Origin of the sequence: Tabrizicola thermarum (genome assembly GCF_003574395.1) — a bacterium.
GTDB classification, from domain to species: Bacteria; Pseudomonadota; Alphaproteobacteria; order Rhodobacterales; family Rhodobacteraceae; genus Tabrizicola; species Tabrizicola thermarum.
The window spans coordinates 204869-219639 of sequence record NZ_KZ984538.1 but is presented as its reverse complement, the minus strand read 5'-3'; the positions used below and the strand labels follow the sequence as shown (position 1 = coordinate 219639).

General features: G+C 68.3%; 17 protein-coding genes and 1 tRNA gene. 11 read left to right on the top strand and 7 right to left on the bottom strand.

The features are described from left to right. Positions 1-108: 108 nt before the first annotated feature. Together D5084_RS03945 and D5084_RS03940 are read left to right on the top strand one after the other, a co-directional pair. Positions 109-660, top strand: coding sequence for a LuxR family transcriptional regulator (locus D5084_RS03945; protein ID WP_128514211.1), 552 nt, complete (start codon positions 109-111; stop codon positions 658-660). 48 nt (positions 661-708) lie between these two features. After that, positions 709-794 (top strand) — tRNA-Leu (locus D5084_RS03940). A 61-nt stretch (positions 795-855) separates the two neighbouring features. Here D5084_RS03940 and katG read toward each other — a convergent pair. After that, the gene (katG, locus tag D5084_RS03935; RefSeq protein WP_128514210.1) at positions 856-3024 is read right to left on the bottom strand and encodes a catalase/peroxidase HPI; all 2169 of its coding nucleotides are present in this window, start codon (positions 3022-3024) and stop codon (positions 856-858) included. Between the two features lie 161 nt (positions 3025-3185). Here katG and D5084_RS03930 point away from each other — a divergent pair, with 161 nt between their 5' ends. Further along, positions 3186-4073, top strand: a complete 888-nt coding sequence (locus D5084_RS03930; protein WP_128514209.1) for a hydrogen peroxide-inducible genes activator — start codon at positions 3186-3188, stop codon at positions 4071-4073. A 61-nt stretch (positions 4074-4134) separates the two neighbouring features. Here D5084_RS03930 and D5084_RS03925 read toward each other — a convergent pair whose 3' ends face one another. After that, complete coding sequence (locus D5084_RS03925) at positions 4135-5202, bottom strand: dipeptidase (RefSeq protein ID WP_128514208.1); 1068 nt, start codon at positions 5200-5202, stop codon at positions 4135-4137. Positions 5203-5339: 137 nt separating this feature from the next. On the opposite strand from D5084_RS03925, the gene D5084_RS03920 reads away from it, so the two are divergent. The 5 genes from D5084_RS03920 to D5084_RS03905 all read left to right on the top strand — a co-directional run bounded on the left by D5084_RS03920 (position 5340) and on the right by D5084_RS03905 (position 8448). Beyond that, a complete protein-coding gene (locus D5084_RS03920; RefSeq protein ID WP_128514207.1) occupies positions 5340-5717 on the top strand; it encodes a hypothetical protein in 378 nt (125 codons plus the stop codon). Between the two features lie 99 nt (positions 5718-5816). Next, complete coding sequence (locus tag D5084_RS18255) at positions 5817-5966, top strand: hypothetical protein (RefSeq protein WP_155523095.1); 150 nt, start codon at positions 5817-5819, stop codon at positions 5964-5966. A 122-nt stretch (positions 5967-6088) separates the two neighbouring features. After that, positions 6089-6589 carry a copper chaperone PCu(A)C gene (locus tag D5084_RS03915; RefSeq protein WP_128514206.1) on the top strand — a complete coding sequence of 167 codons (501 nt, stop codon included), beginning with the start codon at positions 6089-6091 and terminating at the stop codon, positions 6587-6589. An 83-nt stretch (positions 6590-6672) separates the two neighbouring features. Continuing rightward, positions 6673-7173 (top strand): SAM-dependent methyltransferase, encoded by a 501-nt coding sequence (locus D5084_RS03910; RefSeq protein WP_128514205.1) that lies wholly within the window; start codon positions 6673-6675, stop codon positions 7171-7173. A 66-nt stretch (positions 7174-7239) separates the two neighbouring features. After that, a complete protein-coding gene (locus D5084_RS03905; RefSeq protein ID WP_128514204.1) occupies positions 7240-8448 on the top strand; it encodes an NAD(P)/FAD-dependent oxidoreductase in 1209 nt (402 codons plus the stop codon). A 4-nt stretch (positions 8449-8452) separates the two neighbouring features. Here the strand turns inward: D5084_RS03905 and D5084_RS18250 are convergent, their stop codons facing one another. From D5084_RS18250 to D5084_RS03885, 5 genes are all read right to left on the bottom strand, one after another. Continuing rightward, a complete protein-coding gene (locus tag D5084_RS18250) occupies positions 8453-8608 on the bottom strand; it encodes a hypothetical protein (protein ID WP_155523094.1) in 156 nt (51 codons plus the stop codon). A 235-nt stretch (positions 8609-8843) separates the two neighbouring features. Next, positions 8844-10562 carry a methionine--tRNA ligase gene (metG, locus tag D5084_RS03900; protein ID WP_128514203.1) on the bottom strand — a complete coding sequence of 573 codons (1719 nt, stop codon included), beginning with the start codon at positions 10560-10562 and terminating at the stop codon, positions 8844-8846. 55 nt (positions 10563-10617) lie between these two features. Then, positions 10618-11160 (bottom strand): cytochrome b, encoded by a 543-nt coding sequence (locus D5084_RS03895; RefSeq protein ID WP_162302372.1) that lies wholly within the window; start codon positions 11158-11160, stop codon positions 10618-10620. Between the two features lies 1 nt (position 11161). Beyond that, positions 11162-11731, bottom strand: coding sequence for a YceI family protein (locus tag D5084_RS03890; RefSeq protein ID WP_128514201.1), 570 nt, complete (start codon positions 11729-11731; stop codon positions 11162-11164). 97 nt (positions 11732-11828) lie between these two features. Then, the gene (locus tag D5084_RS03885; protein WP_128514200.1) at positions 11829-12467 is read right to left on the bottom strand and encodes an ImuA family protein; all 639 of its coding nucleotides are present in this window, start codon (positions 12465-12467) and stop codon (positions 11829-11831) included. Positions 12468-12563: 96 nt separating this feature from the next. Here D5084_RS03885 and D5084_RS03880 point away from each other — a divergent pair, with 96 nt between their 5' ends. The 3 genes from D5084_RS03880 to D5084_RS03870 are packed head-to-tail and all read left to right on the top strand — an operon-like array spanning position 12564 to position 14761. Then, positions 12564-13604: an aldo/keto reductase gene (locus D5084_RS03880; RefSeq protein ID WP_128514199.1), complete on the top strand. Its 1041-nt coding sequence runs from the start codon at positions 12564-12566 to the stop codon at positions 13602-13604. Positions 13605-13661: 57 nt separating this feature from the next. Beyond that, positions 13662-14282 (top strand): hypothetical protein, encoded by a 621-nt coding sequence (locus D5084_RS03875; protein ID WP_128514198.1) that lies wholly within the window; start codon positions 13662-13664, stop codon positions 14280-14282. Continuing rightward, the gene (locus tag D5084_RS03870) at positions 14279-14761 is read left to right on the top strand and encodes a lipocalin/fatty acid-binding family protein (protein WP_238382513.1); all 483 of its coding nucleotides are present in this window, start codon (positions 14279-14281) and stop codon (positions 14759-14761) included. Before D5084_RS03875 ends, D5084_RS03870 begins: the two co-directional genes overlap by 4 nt. The last annotated feature ends 10 nt before the right edge of the window (positions 14762-14771 follow it).

Below are 14771 nucleotides of genomic sequence, written 5' to 3'. Positions count from 1 at the left end.
CCTCCCGGTTCCCGACGGCAGCGGGAACTTCGGACAGGGCGATCCTGAAAGATTGCGCCGGGGGGTGCCATCCGTAAGAATACGTAGGCGACTACGTAGAGGGCGGGAATGCGCGACTATGAACGGCTGGCCTTCCAGCACGGGCCGGACGCCACGCTGATCCTGGCGGATCGGGTGATCCTGCGCGCCTCGGCCCGGGTCGAGGCGGTGTTCGGCTGGACCCCGCGCGAGCTGGAGGGGCGGTCGATCCGCGTCCTCTATCCGACCGAGACGGATTACGAGCTGATCGGCGAACGCGCGCGCCGGGCGATGCAGGCCAGCGCGGTCTATCGGGATGAGCGTTTCATGCGGCGCAAGGACGGGCAGGTGATCTGGACCGAGGGCAAGGGCACCGCCCTTGACCCGTCCGACCCGCAGCGGCTGGCGGTCTGGACCTACCGGCCGCTGGAGGGCGAGGGCGGGGGAAAGGGGCAGCTCACGCCGACGGAAAAGCGGATCGCGCGCTATCTGGTGAACGGGTTCACATCGAAGGAAATCGCGCTGGCCCTGGGGTCCTCGCCCCGGACGGTCGAGGTGCACCGGGCCAACATGATCCGCAAGGCGGGGGTCAGGAACAGTTTCGAGCTGGTGGGCTGGCTGCTGGCGGCGGGGGGAAGCTGAGGCGCGGGCTTTTCCTTGCGCGGCCGGGGGGCTAAGGTCCGCCCCGCTGCCCGCGTGGTGAAATGGTAGACACCGGGGACTTAAAATCCCCTGGCTGCAAGGCCGTGCCGGTTCGAGTCCGGCCGCGGGCACCAGAGGTTCAATTGAAAACGGCCCGGCTTGGCAGCCGGGCCGTTTTCTTGGCTATCAGACCGCTCAGGCGCGCAGGTCGAAGCGGTCGGCCTCCATCACCTTGGTCCAGGCGGCGACGAAATCGTGCACGAATTTCTCGTGGGCGTCGTCCTGGGCATAGACCTCGGCATAGGCCCGCAGGATGGAGTTGGAGCCGAACACCAGATCCGCCCGCGTCGCCGTCCACTTCACGGCACCCGTCTTGCGGTCGGTCAGTTCATACAGGTTCGTCCCCTTCGGCACCCATTTGCAGGCCATGTCGGTCAGGCCGGTGAAGAAGTCGGTGGTCAGCGCGCCCACGCGGTCGGTGAATACCCCGTGGCGCGTCCCGCCATGGTTGGTGCCCAGGACCCGCATCCCGCCGACCAGAACGGTCATCTCGGGCGCGGTCAGGCCCATCAGCTGCGCGCGGTCGAGCATCAGCTCCTCGGCCGTCACCGCATAGTCCTTCTTCATCCAGTTGCGGAACCCGTCGGCCAGCGGCTCAAGCACGCTGAAGCTGTCGGCGTCGGTCTGTTCCGCCGTCGCGTCGCCGCGGCCCGGATGGAAGGGGACGGTCACGTCAACCCCTGCCGCCTTCGCGGCCTGCTCGACGCCGACGTTGCCCGCCAGCACGATCACATCGGCGACCGAGGCCCCGGCTTCCGCCGCGATGGGTTCCAGCACCGACAGGACACGCGCCAGGCGGGCGGGCTCGTTGCCTTCCCAGTCCTTCTGCGGCGCCAGACGGATGCGGGCCCCGTTCGCCCCGCCCCGGTTGTCCGAGCCGCGGAAGGTGCGGGCCGAATCCCAGGCGGTGGCCACCATGTCGCTGATCGACAGGCCCGAGGCGGCGATCTTCGCCTTCACGGCGTCCACGTTCCAGCCGGTCGGGCCCTGAGGCACCGGGTCCTGCCAGATCAGGTCTTCCTGCGGCACCCAGGGGCCCAGGTAGCGGACCTTCGGCCCCATGTCGCGGTGGGTCAGCTTGAACCAGGCGCGGGCGAAGGCGTCGCTGAAAGCCGCATGATCCCTGGCAAACCGCTCGCTGATCTCGCGGTAGATCGGGTCCATCTTCATCGCCATGTCGGCGTCCGTCATCATCGGCATCCGACGGATCGTGGGGTCTTCCACATCGACCGGCATGTCCTCGGGCCTGATGTTGATCGGCTGCCACTGCCAGGCCCCGGCGGGAGATTTCACCAGTTCCCAGTCGTAGTTCAAGAGCAGGTGGAAATAGCCGCCGTCCCATTTCGTCGGATGGGTCGTCCAGGCGCCTTCCAGCCCCGAGGTGATCGTGTCGCGCCCGATCGAGCGGGCGGCGTGGACGTTCCAGCCAAGGCCCGCCTCTTCCAGAGGGGCAGCTTCCGGCTCGGGGCCGATCAGGGCCGGGTTGTTGTTGCCATGCGCCTTGCCGACCGTGTGGCCGCCTGCGGTCAGGGCGACGGTTTCCTCGTCGTTCATCGCCATGCGGGCGAAGGTCTCGCGCACGTCCATCGCGGTCTTCAGCGGGTCGGGCTGGCCGTCAACCCCTTGCGGGTTCACATAGATCAGGCCCATGACCACGGCGGCCAGCGGGTTTTCCAGGCTGGTGCGGTCTTCCTTGGTCGGATAGCGCTGGTCGGTCAGCCATTCCTTTTCCGACCCCCACCAGGTGTCCTTTTCGGGATGCCAGATGTCCTCGCGCCCGAAGCCGAAGCCGAAGGTCTTGAGGCCCATGGATTCGTAGGCCACGGTCCCGGCCAGCACCATCAGGTCGGCCCAGGACAGGCGGTTGCCGTATTTCTTCTTGATCGGCCACAGAAGGCGACGCGCCTTGTCGAGGTTGGCGTTGTCGGGCCAGGAGTTCAGCGGCGCAAAGCGGTGGTTGCCGGTGCCCGCCCCGCCCCGGCCGTCGGCCATGCGGTAGGTCCCGGCGGCGTGCCAGGACATGCGGATGAAGAGGCCGCCGTAATGGCCCCAGTCGGCCGGCCACCAGTCCTGGCTGTCGGTCATCAGCGCGATCAGGTCACGCTTCAGCGCCTCGAAGTCCAGCTTCTTCACTTCCTCGCGGTAGTTGAAGCCCTTCAGGGGCTGCACCTTGGTGTCATGCTGGTGCAGGATGTCGAGGTTCAGCGACTTCGGCCACCAGTCCATGACCGAGGTGTCGGTCCTCGTGATCGCGCCATGCATGACCGGGCACTTGCCCGACCGTCCTACGTCATTGCCGTCCATCTTGCTCTCCTCGTCTGGCTTGCGGATGCCCTGCGGACAGGGGCAGTTGCCCTCTTGTGCAGAAGGTTGACCGAATGTCCGATCGGGCGATGACAGGATCGTATCATTCCAGCTTGATAAATGGAATTTTCATTTTCCAATGGTGGTGATAGTTATCGCTTATGAGCAAGCTGACGCTGAAACACCTGCGCTATTTCGAGGCCCTGGCCCGGCACCGGCATTTCGGGCGCGCGGCCGAGGCGTCGTCGATCTCGCAACCGGCGCTGTCGTTGCAGGTGAAGGAGCTGGAAGAGATCCTCGGCGCGCCGCTGGTCGAACGGGGGCCGCGCCAGATCGGCCTGACGGCGCTGGGCGCGGACTTCGCGCTGCGGGCGCGGGATGTCTTGCGCGCGGTGGACGAACTGGAGGCGCTGGCGCGCGCCTCGGGCGGGCCCTTGTCGGGGCGGCTGCGGCTGGGGGTGATCCCGACGGTGGCGCCCTATCTTTTGCCCCGGGTCATGCGGGATCTGTCGGGGCGGTTTCCGGGTCTCGACCTCCGCCCGCGCGAGGCGGTGACGCCCAAGCTCTTGCGCGACCTGCACGAGGGGCGGCTGGACCTCGCGCTTGTGGCGCTGCCCGTGTCCGAGCCGGCGCTGGTCGAACATCCGCTTCTGGACGAGGAGTTCCTTCTGGTGCGCCACGAAAGCGCGCGGGACCTGCCGGTGCCGCCGCTGGTCGATCTGCCCGCGGCTCCGCTGCTCTTGCTGGAGGAGGGGCATTGTTTCCGCGACCAGGCGATTGCGGCCTGCAAGCTGCCGCAGGGTCCGACGGGCGAGCTGATGGAGGGCTCGTCCCTGTCCACGCTGGTGCAGATGGTAGGGGCAGGGATCGGGGTGACGCTGATCCCCGAGATGGCGGCGGCGGTGGAAAGCCGCTCGGCCCCGGTGGTGCTGCACCGGCTGAACGAGCCTCGGCCGGGCCGGACGATCGGGCTGGTCTGGCGGCGGTCCAATCCCTTGTCCGACCGTTTTGTCGACCTGGCCGAGGGGTTGCGGGAGGCGTTGAGGTAAGCCTCCCCGGGCGCCTTCGGCGTCGCGCCGCAGGGCGACGACGTCAGCGGCGACCGGGGCTTCAGCCGCCCCAGGTCCGTTCCAGCAGCCTCAGCCAGTTGCCATGGGCGATCTTGTCGATCAGCGCGTCCCCAAGGCCCATCTCGCGCATCGCGGCGATCAGGACCGGCAGGCCTTCGGCCCCGCCGATGTCCCTGGGCGTCGTGGCACCATCGTAGTCCGAGCCGAGGCCGACGTGATCTTCGCCCGCCAGCTTCAGCATGTGCTCGATGTGGCGCTTGACCGGGTCGAGCGTCATCTCGGGGCTTTCCCGACCGTCGGGGCGCAGGAAGCAGGTGGCGAAGTTCAGGCCGACCATGCCGCCGCTCTCGCCGATGGCCTGCAACTGGCGGTCCGACAGGTTGCGGCTGGAGGGGGTGACGGCATGGGCGTTGGAATGGGTGGCCACCAGCGGGGCGTCGGAAAGGCGCGCCACGTCCCAGAACCCGGCCTCGGTCATGTGGGAGAGGTCGATCATGATCTTCAGCGCATTGCATTCGCGGACCAGCGCCTTGCCAAGGTCGGTCAGGCCGGGCCCGGTGTCGCCGGTGGACGGAAAGCGGAACGGAACCCCGTGGCCGAAGATCGTCGGGCGGCTCCACACCGGGCCGAGCGACCGCAGCCCCATCGCGTGAAAGAGGTGCAGCGCGTCGAGGTCGGGGCCGATGGGCTCGGCGCCCTCGAAATGCAGGACCCCGGCGACGACGCCCTCGGCCATCGCGGCACGGATCCCGGCGGCGCTGCGGCACCAGCGGAAGCGGCCTTCGGCGGCGCGCTCCATCCACAGGAGATGGCCGAGCATTTCCACTGCCACCGGCTGGGCGCTGACGTGGTCGATCAGCGCGGGAAGCGGCACGTCGTAGGGCGGGTTGTCCATCAGCGTGTGATAAGAGGCGACGTCGGCGGTTTCGGGCGAGGGGATGTAGACCGCGAAGAAACCTCCGGCAAATCCGGCGGCCTGCATCCGCGGCAGGTCCAGGTGCCCGGCCCCCTCGCCCTGCAACCAGAGCCGCTCGCGCGCGGCACCGGCGGCGGCGAGCTTCAGGACAAGGTCGTTGTGGCCGTCGAAGACGGGAACGGGGGCGGACATGACGGCTCCGGGCATGGGGCGGGGGCCCGCGCAGTCTTCCGCCATTCCCGCCGGGGACGCAAGCCGGGCCGTTTCGCCGCAGTCCGCCCCCGACAGGCACCGTTGACGCGCGCCGCAAGTTGCGCCATTCGGGACGCATGACGATCACGGGGATCCTTCGCCTGCACCGGATGGCGCTGTTCGCGCTGGTGACGCTTGCGCTGGTTGCGACCGGCTTTGCGCACCGCATGCCCGTGCCGCAGGACGCAGCGCAGGACGAGGCGCTGGCCTTTGCGCTCGCCACGGGGATCAGCCTTGGCGACATCTGCGGCAGCGATCCGGGCGGCGCGGCGCATGGCGGCGCGGATTGCCTGGCCTGCCATATCACCGGCGCGGCCGACCTGCCGCCCACCGCCCAGCCCCTGATCGACCTTGACCTCGCCTTCCACGCCGCCGTCATCGCCCCGCGCGAAACCCGCGCGCTGGCCCGGGCGCAAGGGCCGGCCCACCGCCCGCAAGGCCCGCCCGTCGCCTGACGGCGGCGCCCTTCTTCCCGATCCGACGCCGCCGTTTCCGTGCCGCAGCACAGGCCCCCCCCGGGCCTGTCCATCCCCACGCGAACCGGAGGCAATCCCGTGTCCACCGAAACCCAAACCCCCAACCGGCTGTATTTCGCCGTCTGGCGCTGGCACTTCCCGATGCTGGGCCTGACGCTGCTGGCCGTCATCGTGCTTGACCTCGTGATCCTCTCTGCTGTCCCGCCGCTGAAGCGGCTGGTCAGCTGATGTTTCCCGTGGCCCGCATGGTGGGAGGCGTCCCACGTCCCGTTCGGGCCAACACCTGGCCCCCCTTGGCACTGGCCCGAGGGGGGCATTTTCCCGATCAACCTGTGAAAGGAGTCTCTCTCATGTCCCGTATCCTGGCCCTGCTGGCCGCCGTTTTCCTGTCGGGCCCCGCGCTGGCGCACGAGGTCACCGTGGGCGATCTTCAGATCATCCACCCCTACATCCCGCAGCCTGCGGCCAGCGCCAAGGCGGCCGGCGGCTTCATGGCGATCGTGAACAACGGCTCCGAGCCCGACCGGCTGATCGGGGTCGAAAGCGATATCGCGATGCAATCCGAGGTGCATGAAAGCAAGGTCGATGCGAACGGCGTCGGCACAATGGAGCATGTCGATTTCATCGAGATCCCGCCGGGCCAGACGGTCAATCTGGAACGCGGCGGCTATCACGTCATGTTCATGGGGCTGAAGGGCCCGCTGACCGAGGGCGAGATGCACAAGGCCGTGCTGATCTTCGAGCGTGCCGGCCGGGTCGAGGTCGAATTCCAGATCGACGCGCCGATGGGCCAGGGCCAGGGCCACGGCGCGATGGACCATTCCAAGATGGGCCACGGCACCGGCGGCTGAGCGAAGCGGATTGCGGGGCGCAGGCGCCTCTGTCAGGACTGGAGCGGCCCGGGATGTTCCGGGCCGGTCCGAAAGGTTGCGGCATGGAGCATGATCCCGCCGACACTCCCGCGCGCCGGGGCGAGGTGGCGTTGAGTTTCGACCCGGCGCGGGTGGCCGACGACGCCCGGTTGCGCTTTATCGGCCGCCTGCGCAGCCCCTGGTCGCGCGGCAACTGCCCGAAGAACCTGCGTGAGGCGCGCGAGCAGGGCGGGTCGTTCCGGGTCGAGGTCGATCCGCCATTCCGGCCCGGTCTGGACGGTCTGCAACCGGGGCAGCCGGTGATCCTGCTCTACTGGACCGGGGCGGCGCGGCGCGACATGATCGTGCTGCACCCCAGCCACCGCGAGGCGCCGACCGGCGTCTTTGCCCTGCGTGCGCCCAGTCGCCCGAACCCGATCGCGGTGGGGGTGGTGCGGCTTCTGGCGCTGGACGCAGGCGCCGGTGTGCTGGAGGTCGATGCGCTGGACGCTTACGACGGCACGCCGCTTCTGGACATCAAGCCCTGGCTGCATTCGGTGGACATTCCACCTGCGCAGGGCTGAATGCGCCGCATTTACCGCCCCTTCGCGCTGCGATAGATCGGTGCGCAGGGAACAGGGGCGGCGGACATGCAGGGCTTTCGGACGGAACCGGCGCGGGACAGCTATGACGTGGTCATCATCGGCGGGGCGATCATGGGGTCTTCCACGGCCTGGTGGCTGACGCAGATGGGCTTTCCGGGCCGGGTTCTGGTGGTGGAACGCGACCCCTCCTATGAAAAGGCCGCCACCGCGCTGAGTTTCTCCTGCATCCGCCAGCAGTTTTCCACCGAGCTGAACATCCGCATCTCGCAGTTCGGCGCCGATTTCGTGCAGTCCCTGCGCGCCCGGATGGGCGGGGACGACCGCATCCCTGCGCTGAAGATCCAGAACTTCGGCTACCTTTACCTGGCCGATACCGAGGGCTTCGCCGATGTCCTGCGCGCCAATCAGGCGGTGCAGGCGGCGGCGGGGGCGGGGACGCGGCTCTTGTCGGCGGAGGAGATCGCCGCCGAATACCCCTTCTACCGGCTGGACGACATCCTGCTGGGCAGCCTGAACACGAAGGACGAGGGCTATTTCGACGGCTACACCGTGTTCGACTGGTTCCGCCGCAAGGCGCGCGAGGCGGGGGTGGAGTATCTGGCCGACGAAGTCGCTGGGCTGGACCTGTCGGGCAATCGCGTGACCGGGGTGAGGCTTGCCTCGGGGCGGCGCATCGGCTGCGGCATGGTCGTCAATGCCGCGGGCACGCGCGCGGCCAGGGTCGCGGCGATGGCGGGGATCGGTATCCCGATCGAGCCGCGCAAGCGTTACAACTGGGTGATCCAGGCAGAACGGCCGCTGGACCGGCCCCTGCCGCTGACCATCGACCCCACCGGCGTCTATGTGCGCGAGGTCGGCGGCGGGACCTACATGGCCGGCGGCCATGCCGATGTGGACCCGGCAGCCGACCCCAACGACTTCGCCATGGACCCCGACATCTGGCTGGACAAGATCTGGCCCGCCATCGCCACCCGCATCCCCGCCTTCGAGGCGGTGAAGGTCGTGAACGAATGGGCCGGACAGTACGACTACAACCTGCTGGACCAGAACGCGATCACCGGGCCGCACCCGGACATCGGCAATTTCCTGTTCCTGAACGGCTTTTCAGGCCACGGGCTGCAACAGGCCCCCGCGATGGGGCGGGCGACGGCGGAATGGATCCTGCATGGCGGCTATCGCAGCCTGGACATGCGCCCCTTCCACTTCGACCGGATCGCCGCCGGTCAGGCCATGGTCGAGGCTGCGATCATCTGACGGGTCAGTCGGTCTGCAAAAGCGCCGTCGGCGACTGGACGGCGAAGATGTCCTTGGGTGCGAAGACGAAGACCAGAACACCCACATACACGGCAAGGAACAGGGCAACGGCGGCATAGTTTCCGGCAGGACGGCTTCGCCTGGGCAGAACTTGTGTCATCTCGGCTCTCCTTGACTGGGCAGACAGTCGGGCGGCGGGTCGGAACCGGGCCAGATGTGGCAGCGACTCGGTCTCGATGGTCAGAAGATACCACCTCTGCGTGTGGTTCTGATCCCCAAGTTTTCAAGCTCGGCAGAATTTTGTTCCTTGGGTTGCCGGAATCAGCGAAAAACCGCCCGTCAGAGGGCGGTTTCTGCATGTGCACACGAAATCTGTTCTGCCGTGCAGCGAGAGGTCAGCTGCGGATGCCGGAAAAGCGGGCCTGCCAGTCGGCGCGTTCCTCGTCGGTGATCTTGCGGAACAGGTTCTCGGGCACGGTGAACCCGTGCCCCGCCGGCAGGGTCCGCATCGCGGCCGGGATGTCGGTGGGCCAGGTCCAGTCGTCCGACCCCATGGCCTGCATCATCGTGGCGGCGGCATCGGGGATGAACGGCGCGGACAGGATCGCATAGACCCGGATCAGGTTCAGTGCGAGGCGGACGATGGCCTGGGCCTGCTCGGGGTCGGTCTTGACCACCGACCAGGGCGCGGCCGATTGCAGGTATTCGTTGCCGATGACCCAGATCGCCCGCAGCTCGGCGGCGGCCTTGCGGACCTCCATCTGCTCCATGAAGCGGGTGTAATCGGTGATCCGCGCGCCAAGATCGGCGATCAGCGCCGTCTCCAGCGGGCCGAAGCTGCCGCCTGCGGGAACCTCGTTGCCGAACTTCGACACCGCGAACTTGGTCACACGGCTGACGAGGTTGCCCAGCACATCGGCCAGATCCTTGTTCACGCTGGTCTGGAAGTTTTCCCAGGTGAACTCGCTGTCGCTGGATTCCGGGGCGTGGCTCAGCAGCCACCAGCGCCAGTAGTCGGCCGGCAGGATCGAGAGCGCCTGATCCATGAACACACCGCGCCCCTGCGAGGTGGAAAACTGGCCGCCGTCATAGTTGAGGTAGTTGAAGGACTTGAGGTAATCGACCAGCTTCCACGGCTCGCCCGACCCAAGGATCGTTGCGGGGAAGGACAGGGTGTGGAAGGGCACGTTGTCCTTGCCCATGAACTGATAATAGGTCACGTCCGCAGCACCCTTGTCGGTGCGCCACCAGCGCTCCCACGCGGCATCGTCCAGGCCATGCGCATCGGCCCATTCGGCGGTGGCGGCGATGTATTCGATGGGCGCGTCGAACCAGACGTAGAAGACCTTGCCCTCCATCCCCGGCCAGGGCTGGTCGCCCTTCTTGACCGGGATGCCCCAGTACAGGTCGCGGGTGATGCCCCGGTCCTGCAAGCCGTCGCCGTCGTTCAGCCATTTCTTCGCGATCGAGGTGGTCAGGATCGGCCAGTCGGTCTTCGAATCGATCCAGGCCTCCAGCTTGTCCTTCAGCGCGCGCTGTTTCAGGTAGAGGTGCTTCGTCTCGCGCACCTCGAGGTTCGTGCTGCCGCTGATGGATGACCGGGGGTTGATGAGATCGGTCGGGTCAAGCTGTTTCGTGCAGTTCTCGCACTGGTCGCCGCGCGCGGCCTCGTAGCCGCAGTTCGGGCAGGTGCCGGTGATGTAGCGGTCTGGCAGAAAGCGGTTGTCGTCGATGGAAAAGACCTGCTTTTCCACCACTTCCGCGATCAGGCCGTTTTCGGCGAGTTTGCCCGCGAAATGCTGGGTCAGCCGGTGGTTCCGCTGGCTGGAGGACCGCCCGAAATGGTCGAAGGACAGCCGGAAGCCTTCGGCCAGCTTCTTCTGCACCTCGTGCATCTCGGCGCAGTACTCTTCCACCGGCTTGTTGGCCTTGGCAGCGGCCAGTTCCGCGGGCGTGCCGTGTTCGTCGGTGGCGCAGATGAACATCACCTCATGCCCCATCGCGCGGTTGAACCGGGCGAACAGGTCGGCGGGCAACTGGCTGCCCACGAGGTTGCCCAGATGCTTGATGCCGTTGATGTAGGGAATGGCCGAGGTGATGAGGATGCGTGCCATGTCTGCGCCTTCCGGGTGAGTCCGGCGCCTGATTAGCCCAAGCGTGGGGAAAGGGCTAGCGGGCGCGGCCCCGGATCATCCGGGTCAGGGTGCCGTCGCCCTCCATCTCGCGCTTGAAGGCACCCAGCATGTGGATCGTGACCAGGGCCATCAGCAGCTTGGTCAGGATGTCGTGCAGGCGGAACCAGAAGGCCTCGGCCTCTTCGGAGGCCTCGACCAGCGGCGGGACGGTCCAGCGGTCGGCGATCATCACGTCGATCCCGGTGGCGGAACTGCCCGCCCAGCCGGTCAGCGGAATGGCGATGAGAAGGACGTAGATCGCCCAATGCGCGGCGCGGGCAGCCCAGAAGGCCGCGTTGCGCGGGCCCATGGGCGGTGGCGGCGGGCTGACAAGGTGCCAGCCGATGCGCAGGACGATCAGGGCGAGGATGCCGAAGCCAAGGGTCTTGTGCAGCCCGTAAAGCCAGAGATTCGCGAGCCCCGGTTCCAGATCGGCGATGCGCAGGCCAAGGGCCAGCTGGCCGATGACCAGCAGCATCATCCCCCAGTGGATCACCCGGGTGACAAGGCCGAACTCCGAAGGGCCGTTCCGCAGCATGTCAGCCCTGGGCGTCGATGCGCGCGGTGATGAGGATGCACACCTCATCCCCCACCATGTCGGACCAGCCGGTCGCGCCGAAGTCGGAGCGGTTGACGCGGCCCGAAAGCTTCACGGTCAGATGGTCCAGCGCATCCGGCGCGCTGCCCCTGGGGCGGAAAAGCTGCGCCCTCAGCGTCACGACCCGGGTCACGCCGCGGATGGTCAGGTTGCCCGTGACCTCGGCCGCGTCGCCTGCGCCCCTGACCGAGGTCGAGGTGAAGGTCATCCGGGGATACTGTTTCGCGGCAAGCACCTTGGGGCCCTTCAGCGCCTGCGCGGCAAAGGGAAAGCTGGCCGTCGCCCCGGTCACGTCCAGCGCCACGTCCACCGTGCAGTTCCTGACATTGGCGAAGTCGAGCCGCAGATCGGCCTTTTCCAGCGGGAACGCGCCGGTGATCCGGTCGGGGCCGAAATCGGTCTCGAAGGCGACGGTCGAATTGGCGGCATCCATCTTGTAGGCGACCGTCCCGGCCAGGGCCGTCTGGGCAAGGCCAAGGGCCAGAAGGGCGGCGAGTGCAAGGCGGCGCATGGCGGTCCCTCCGGTGCTTGTGGCAGGTTTAGCACCAGAGGCCTGCCCCGCCAAATCAAGCTGCCGTGCGGCCTGTCGCGGCGCCGGGTCGCGCCGGTCAGACCTCGGCCAGGGGGCGGGGCTCCAGCCGCGCGCCCGAAGGGTCGCAGCGCAGGGACCAGCTGGCCGGAGGCTCGAGTCGCGCGCGCAGCCGGGTGAGGACGAAACTCTCCTCCTCGGACCACAGAAGCGACCGGCTGGGGGCGGGGGCCAGATGCCAGCGGCTTTCGATCCCCTGCGCGCCGCCCTGTCCCGGCAGCAGGATCAGCCCCAGCGGCGCGGGCGCACCGTCGCGGCGGGCGGCCTCGGCCCCGGCCTCGGCGGCCAGATGCAGGCGGCGGGTCGGGGTCAGCGCGGGGGGCGCCAGCAGTTCGGCCACCACCAGGGGTGCTGCACCGGACCGCAGCGCCTCTTCCGCCGCCCACAGAAGCCCCTCGTCCCGGCCCGCCTGCACCAGGATCAGCCGCGCGGGATCGGCCAGCGGTTGCAGCCCCGCCGCATTCAGCCGTTCGGCCACCCAGCCGGGGCGGATCCAGACCACCGGCCCCTCGGTCCGCGCCATGATGCGCGCGGCCAGCATGATCCGCGAGGGCCCGCAGAACTCATGCACCCGGCCCCGGCGCAGGGACAGGTCGCCCGCCAGCGGGCAAAGGTCGCTGGGCTGGCTGGCCCCGTGGTGGTGGATTGGCAGACTCATGTGGAAAAGCTAGCGTGTTCGCACAATGTTCTCAAGCGCGGGTCTTTGACCTGTCACCGAACCGTCCTAGCCTTGGCCCGACAGAAGGAGTTTCCCATGCAGATGCTGCCGCTTGGCAAGACCGGCCTCACCGTTTCCGAACTGTGCCTTGGCACGATGACCTGGGGCACGCAGAACACGGAAGCCGAGGGCCATGCGCAGATGGACCTCGCGCTGGATCACGGCGTGACCTTCTGGGACACGGCCGAGATGTATCCGGTGAACCCGGTGCGCGCCGAAACCGCGGGCCGGACGGAAGAGATCATCGGCACCTGGCTTGCCGCGCGCGGCGGGCGCGACCGGATCGTCCTGGCCACCAAGGTCGCGGGCAAGGGCCCGATCCTGCGGCCGGGAGAGCCCACGACCGGCGCCACGCTGCGCGCGGCCTGCGAGGCCAGCCTGCGGCGGTTGCAGACCGATTACATCGACCTTTACCAGCTGCACTGGCCGAACCGGGGCAGCTATCACTTCCGTCAGTCCTGGACCTATGCGCCCAAAGGCATCGACAAGGGGGTGGAGACGGCGCAGATGACCGATTTCCTGACCACGGCGCAGGCGCTGGTGGCCGAAGGCAAGGTGCGCGCCTTCGGCCTGTCGAACGAAACCGTCTGGGGGGCGGCGCGCTGGCTGCATCTGGCCGATACGCTGGGCCTGCCGCGCATGGCCACGGTGCAGAACGAATACAGCCTGCTCTGCCGCCAGTTCGACACCGACTGGGCCGAACTGTCCATCGTCGAGGACATGCCGCTCTTGGCTTTCTCGCCCCTGGCCACGGGGCTTCTGTCGGGGAAATATGCGGGCGACGTGATCCCCGAAGGCTCGCGCCGCAGCCTGAACCCGGACCTCTCGGGCCGGATCACGCCCCGGGTCTTTCCGGCGGTGGCGGCCTATCTGGGGATCGCGGCGCGGCACGGGCTCGACCCCTGCCAGATGGCCATCGCCTTCTGCCGGACGCGGCCCTTCCCCACGATCCCGATCATCGGGGCCACGACGCTGGAGCAGCTTCGGACCAACATCGGCGCGGCTTCGGTCACATTGTCGTCAGAGGTGCTGGACGAGATCGCGGAAACCCACCGGGCGCACCCCTGGCCCTATTGACGGGACTTGCGGCGCGCGGGCGTTCAAGGCAGGTGTTGGCGCGAACCGGAGAGCCCTATGCCCCGCAGTCCGTCCCTTGCCGTTCTGGCCCTTTGCGCCGCCACCCTGTTGTCCGCCTGTCAGACCGGGGGGCTGCGGGATCCGGCCGGGCCGAAGGATGACGTGACGCCGAACGCGGTCGCTGGCAACCCGATCGAGGTCTCCGCACTGGATGACCCGTCGGCCGCCGCCGCACCGGCGCCCGGTGCCGCGACCAAGCCTGCCGGTCCGGGCACTGCCGTCCCGCAGCCCACGCCGGCCGCCGCGCCTGCCTCGGCAACCCCTGCTGCCATGCCAGCCGATGCGGCCGGGGCCGGCGCGCCCGCGGCAACGGCCACGGCCACGCCCGCCACCGAACCGGCACCCAGACCCGATCTGGCCGAAACGCCGGTGACGCCGAAGTCGGAAATGCAGCTGGCCTGCGAAAAGAAGGGTGGCAACTGGTTCAAGGTCGGCAAGGGCGACAAGCGCGCCTGCGTCCGCCAGACCCGGGACGCGGGCAAGCGCTGCGAAAGGGAAAGCCAGTGCGACAGCGTCTGCCTCGCCCGCTCACGCACCTGCGCGCCGTTCAAGCCGATGTATGGCTGCAACGAGATCCTGCAGGACAACGGCGCACGGGTGACCCTGTGTCTCGAGTGATCCTTGCGCTGGTGCTGATCCTTGCCGCTTGCGCGGCGAAACCGCCCGCCGCGACCGGCTTCCGCGCCGCCGACGCACCGATCTGGTCCGCCGCCGCCTTCCAGCCCGCCCAGACCGCCGGAACCTGGCGCCAGGTCGCCGCCTTCCAGCCCGAGGGCGCCAGTTGCGGGGCAGGGGGCCTTGAAATCACGCCCGAAGCGGGGGGGCTGCGGCTGGAGGGCAGCCTCTGCCTTGCCGGGGGCCTGCGCAAGGTCTCGGGCCTCGCCGTGCCCAGCGGGCCGGGCCGTCTGACGGTCGCGGGCGAAGAGTGGTGGGTGCTCTGGGTGGACAGCGGCTATCGCACGCTGGCGATCGGCACGCCCTCTGGCCGCTTCGGCTTCATCCTGGACCGAGGCGCGATCCCCGCCGACCGGCTGACCGCCGCGCGCGAGATCTTCGATTTCAACGGCTACCGGACCGCAGCGCTGGCCGCGTTCTGACCCGGCACGG

Bases quoted from the DNA above. Each gene is read 5' to 3' on its own strand.
- D5084_RS03895 (WP_162302372.1), bottom strand. From the start codon at position 11,160: ATGCTGCGGAACGGCCCTTCGGAGTTCGGCCTTGTCACCCGGGTGATC.
- D5084_RS18250 (WP_155523094.1), bottom strand. From the start codon at position 8,608: ATGACACAAGTTCTGCCCAGGCGAAGCCGTCCTGCCGGAAACTATGCC.
- D5084_RS03880 (WP_128514199.1), top strand. From the start codon at position 12,564: ATGCAGATGCTGCCGCTTGGCAAGACCGGCCTCACCGTTTCCGAACTG.
- katG (WP_128514210.1), bottom strand. From the start codon at position 3,024: ATGGACGGCAATGACGTAGGACGGTCGGGCAAGTGCCCGGTCATGCAT.
- D5084_RS03905 (WP_128514204.1), top strand. From the start codon at position 7,240: ATGCAGGGCTTTCGGACGGAACCGGCGCGGGACAGCTATGACGTGGTC.
- D5084_RS03875 (WP_128514198.1), top strand. From the start codon at position 13,662: ATGCCCCGCAGTCCGTCCCTTGCCGTTCTGGCCCTTTGCGCCGCCACC.
- D5084_RS03915 (WP_128514206.1), top strand. From the start codon at position 6,089: ATGTCCCGTATCCTGGCCCTGCTGGCCGCCGTTTTCCTGTCGGGCCCC.
- D5084_RS03925 (WP_128514208.1), bottom strand. From the start codon at position 5,202: ATGTCCGCCCCCGTTCCCGTCTTCGACGGCCACAACGACCTTGTCCTG.
- D5084_RS03890 (WP_128514201.1), bottom strand. From the start codon at position 11,731: ATGCGCCGCCTTGCACTCGCCGCCCTTCTGGCCCTTGGCCTTGCCCAG.
- D5084_RS03920 (WP_128514207.1), top strand. From the start codon at position 5,340: ATGACGATCACGGGGATCCTTCGCCTGCACCGGATGGCGCTGTTCGCG.
- metG (WP_128514203.1), bottom strand. From the start codon at position 10,562: ATGGCACGCATCCTCATCACCTCGGCCATTCCCTACATCAACGGCATC.
- D5084_RS03885 (WP_128514200.1), bottom strand. From the start codon at position 12,467: ATGAGTCTGCCAATCCACCACCACGGGGCCAGCCAGCCCAGCGACCTT.
- D5084_RS03910 (WP_128514205.1), top strand. From the start codon at position 6,673: ATGGAGCATGATCCCGCCGACACTCCCGCGCGCCGGGGCGAGGTGGCG.
- D5084_RS03945 (WP_128514211.1), top strand. From the start codon at position 109: ATGCGCGACTATGAACGGCTGGCCTTCCAGCACGGGCCGGACGCCACG.
- D5084_RS03930 (WP_128514209.1), top strand. From the start codon at position 3,186: ATGAGCAAGCTGACGCTGAAACACCTGCGCTATTTCGAGGCCCTGGCC.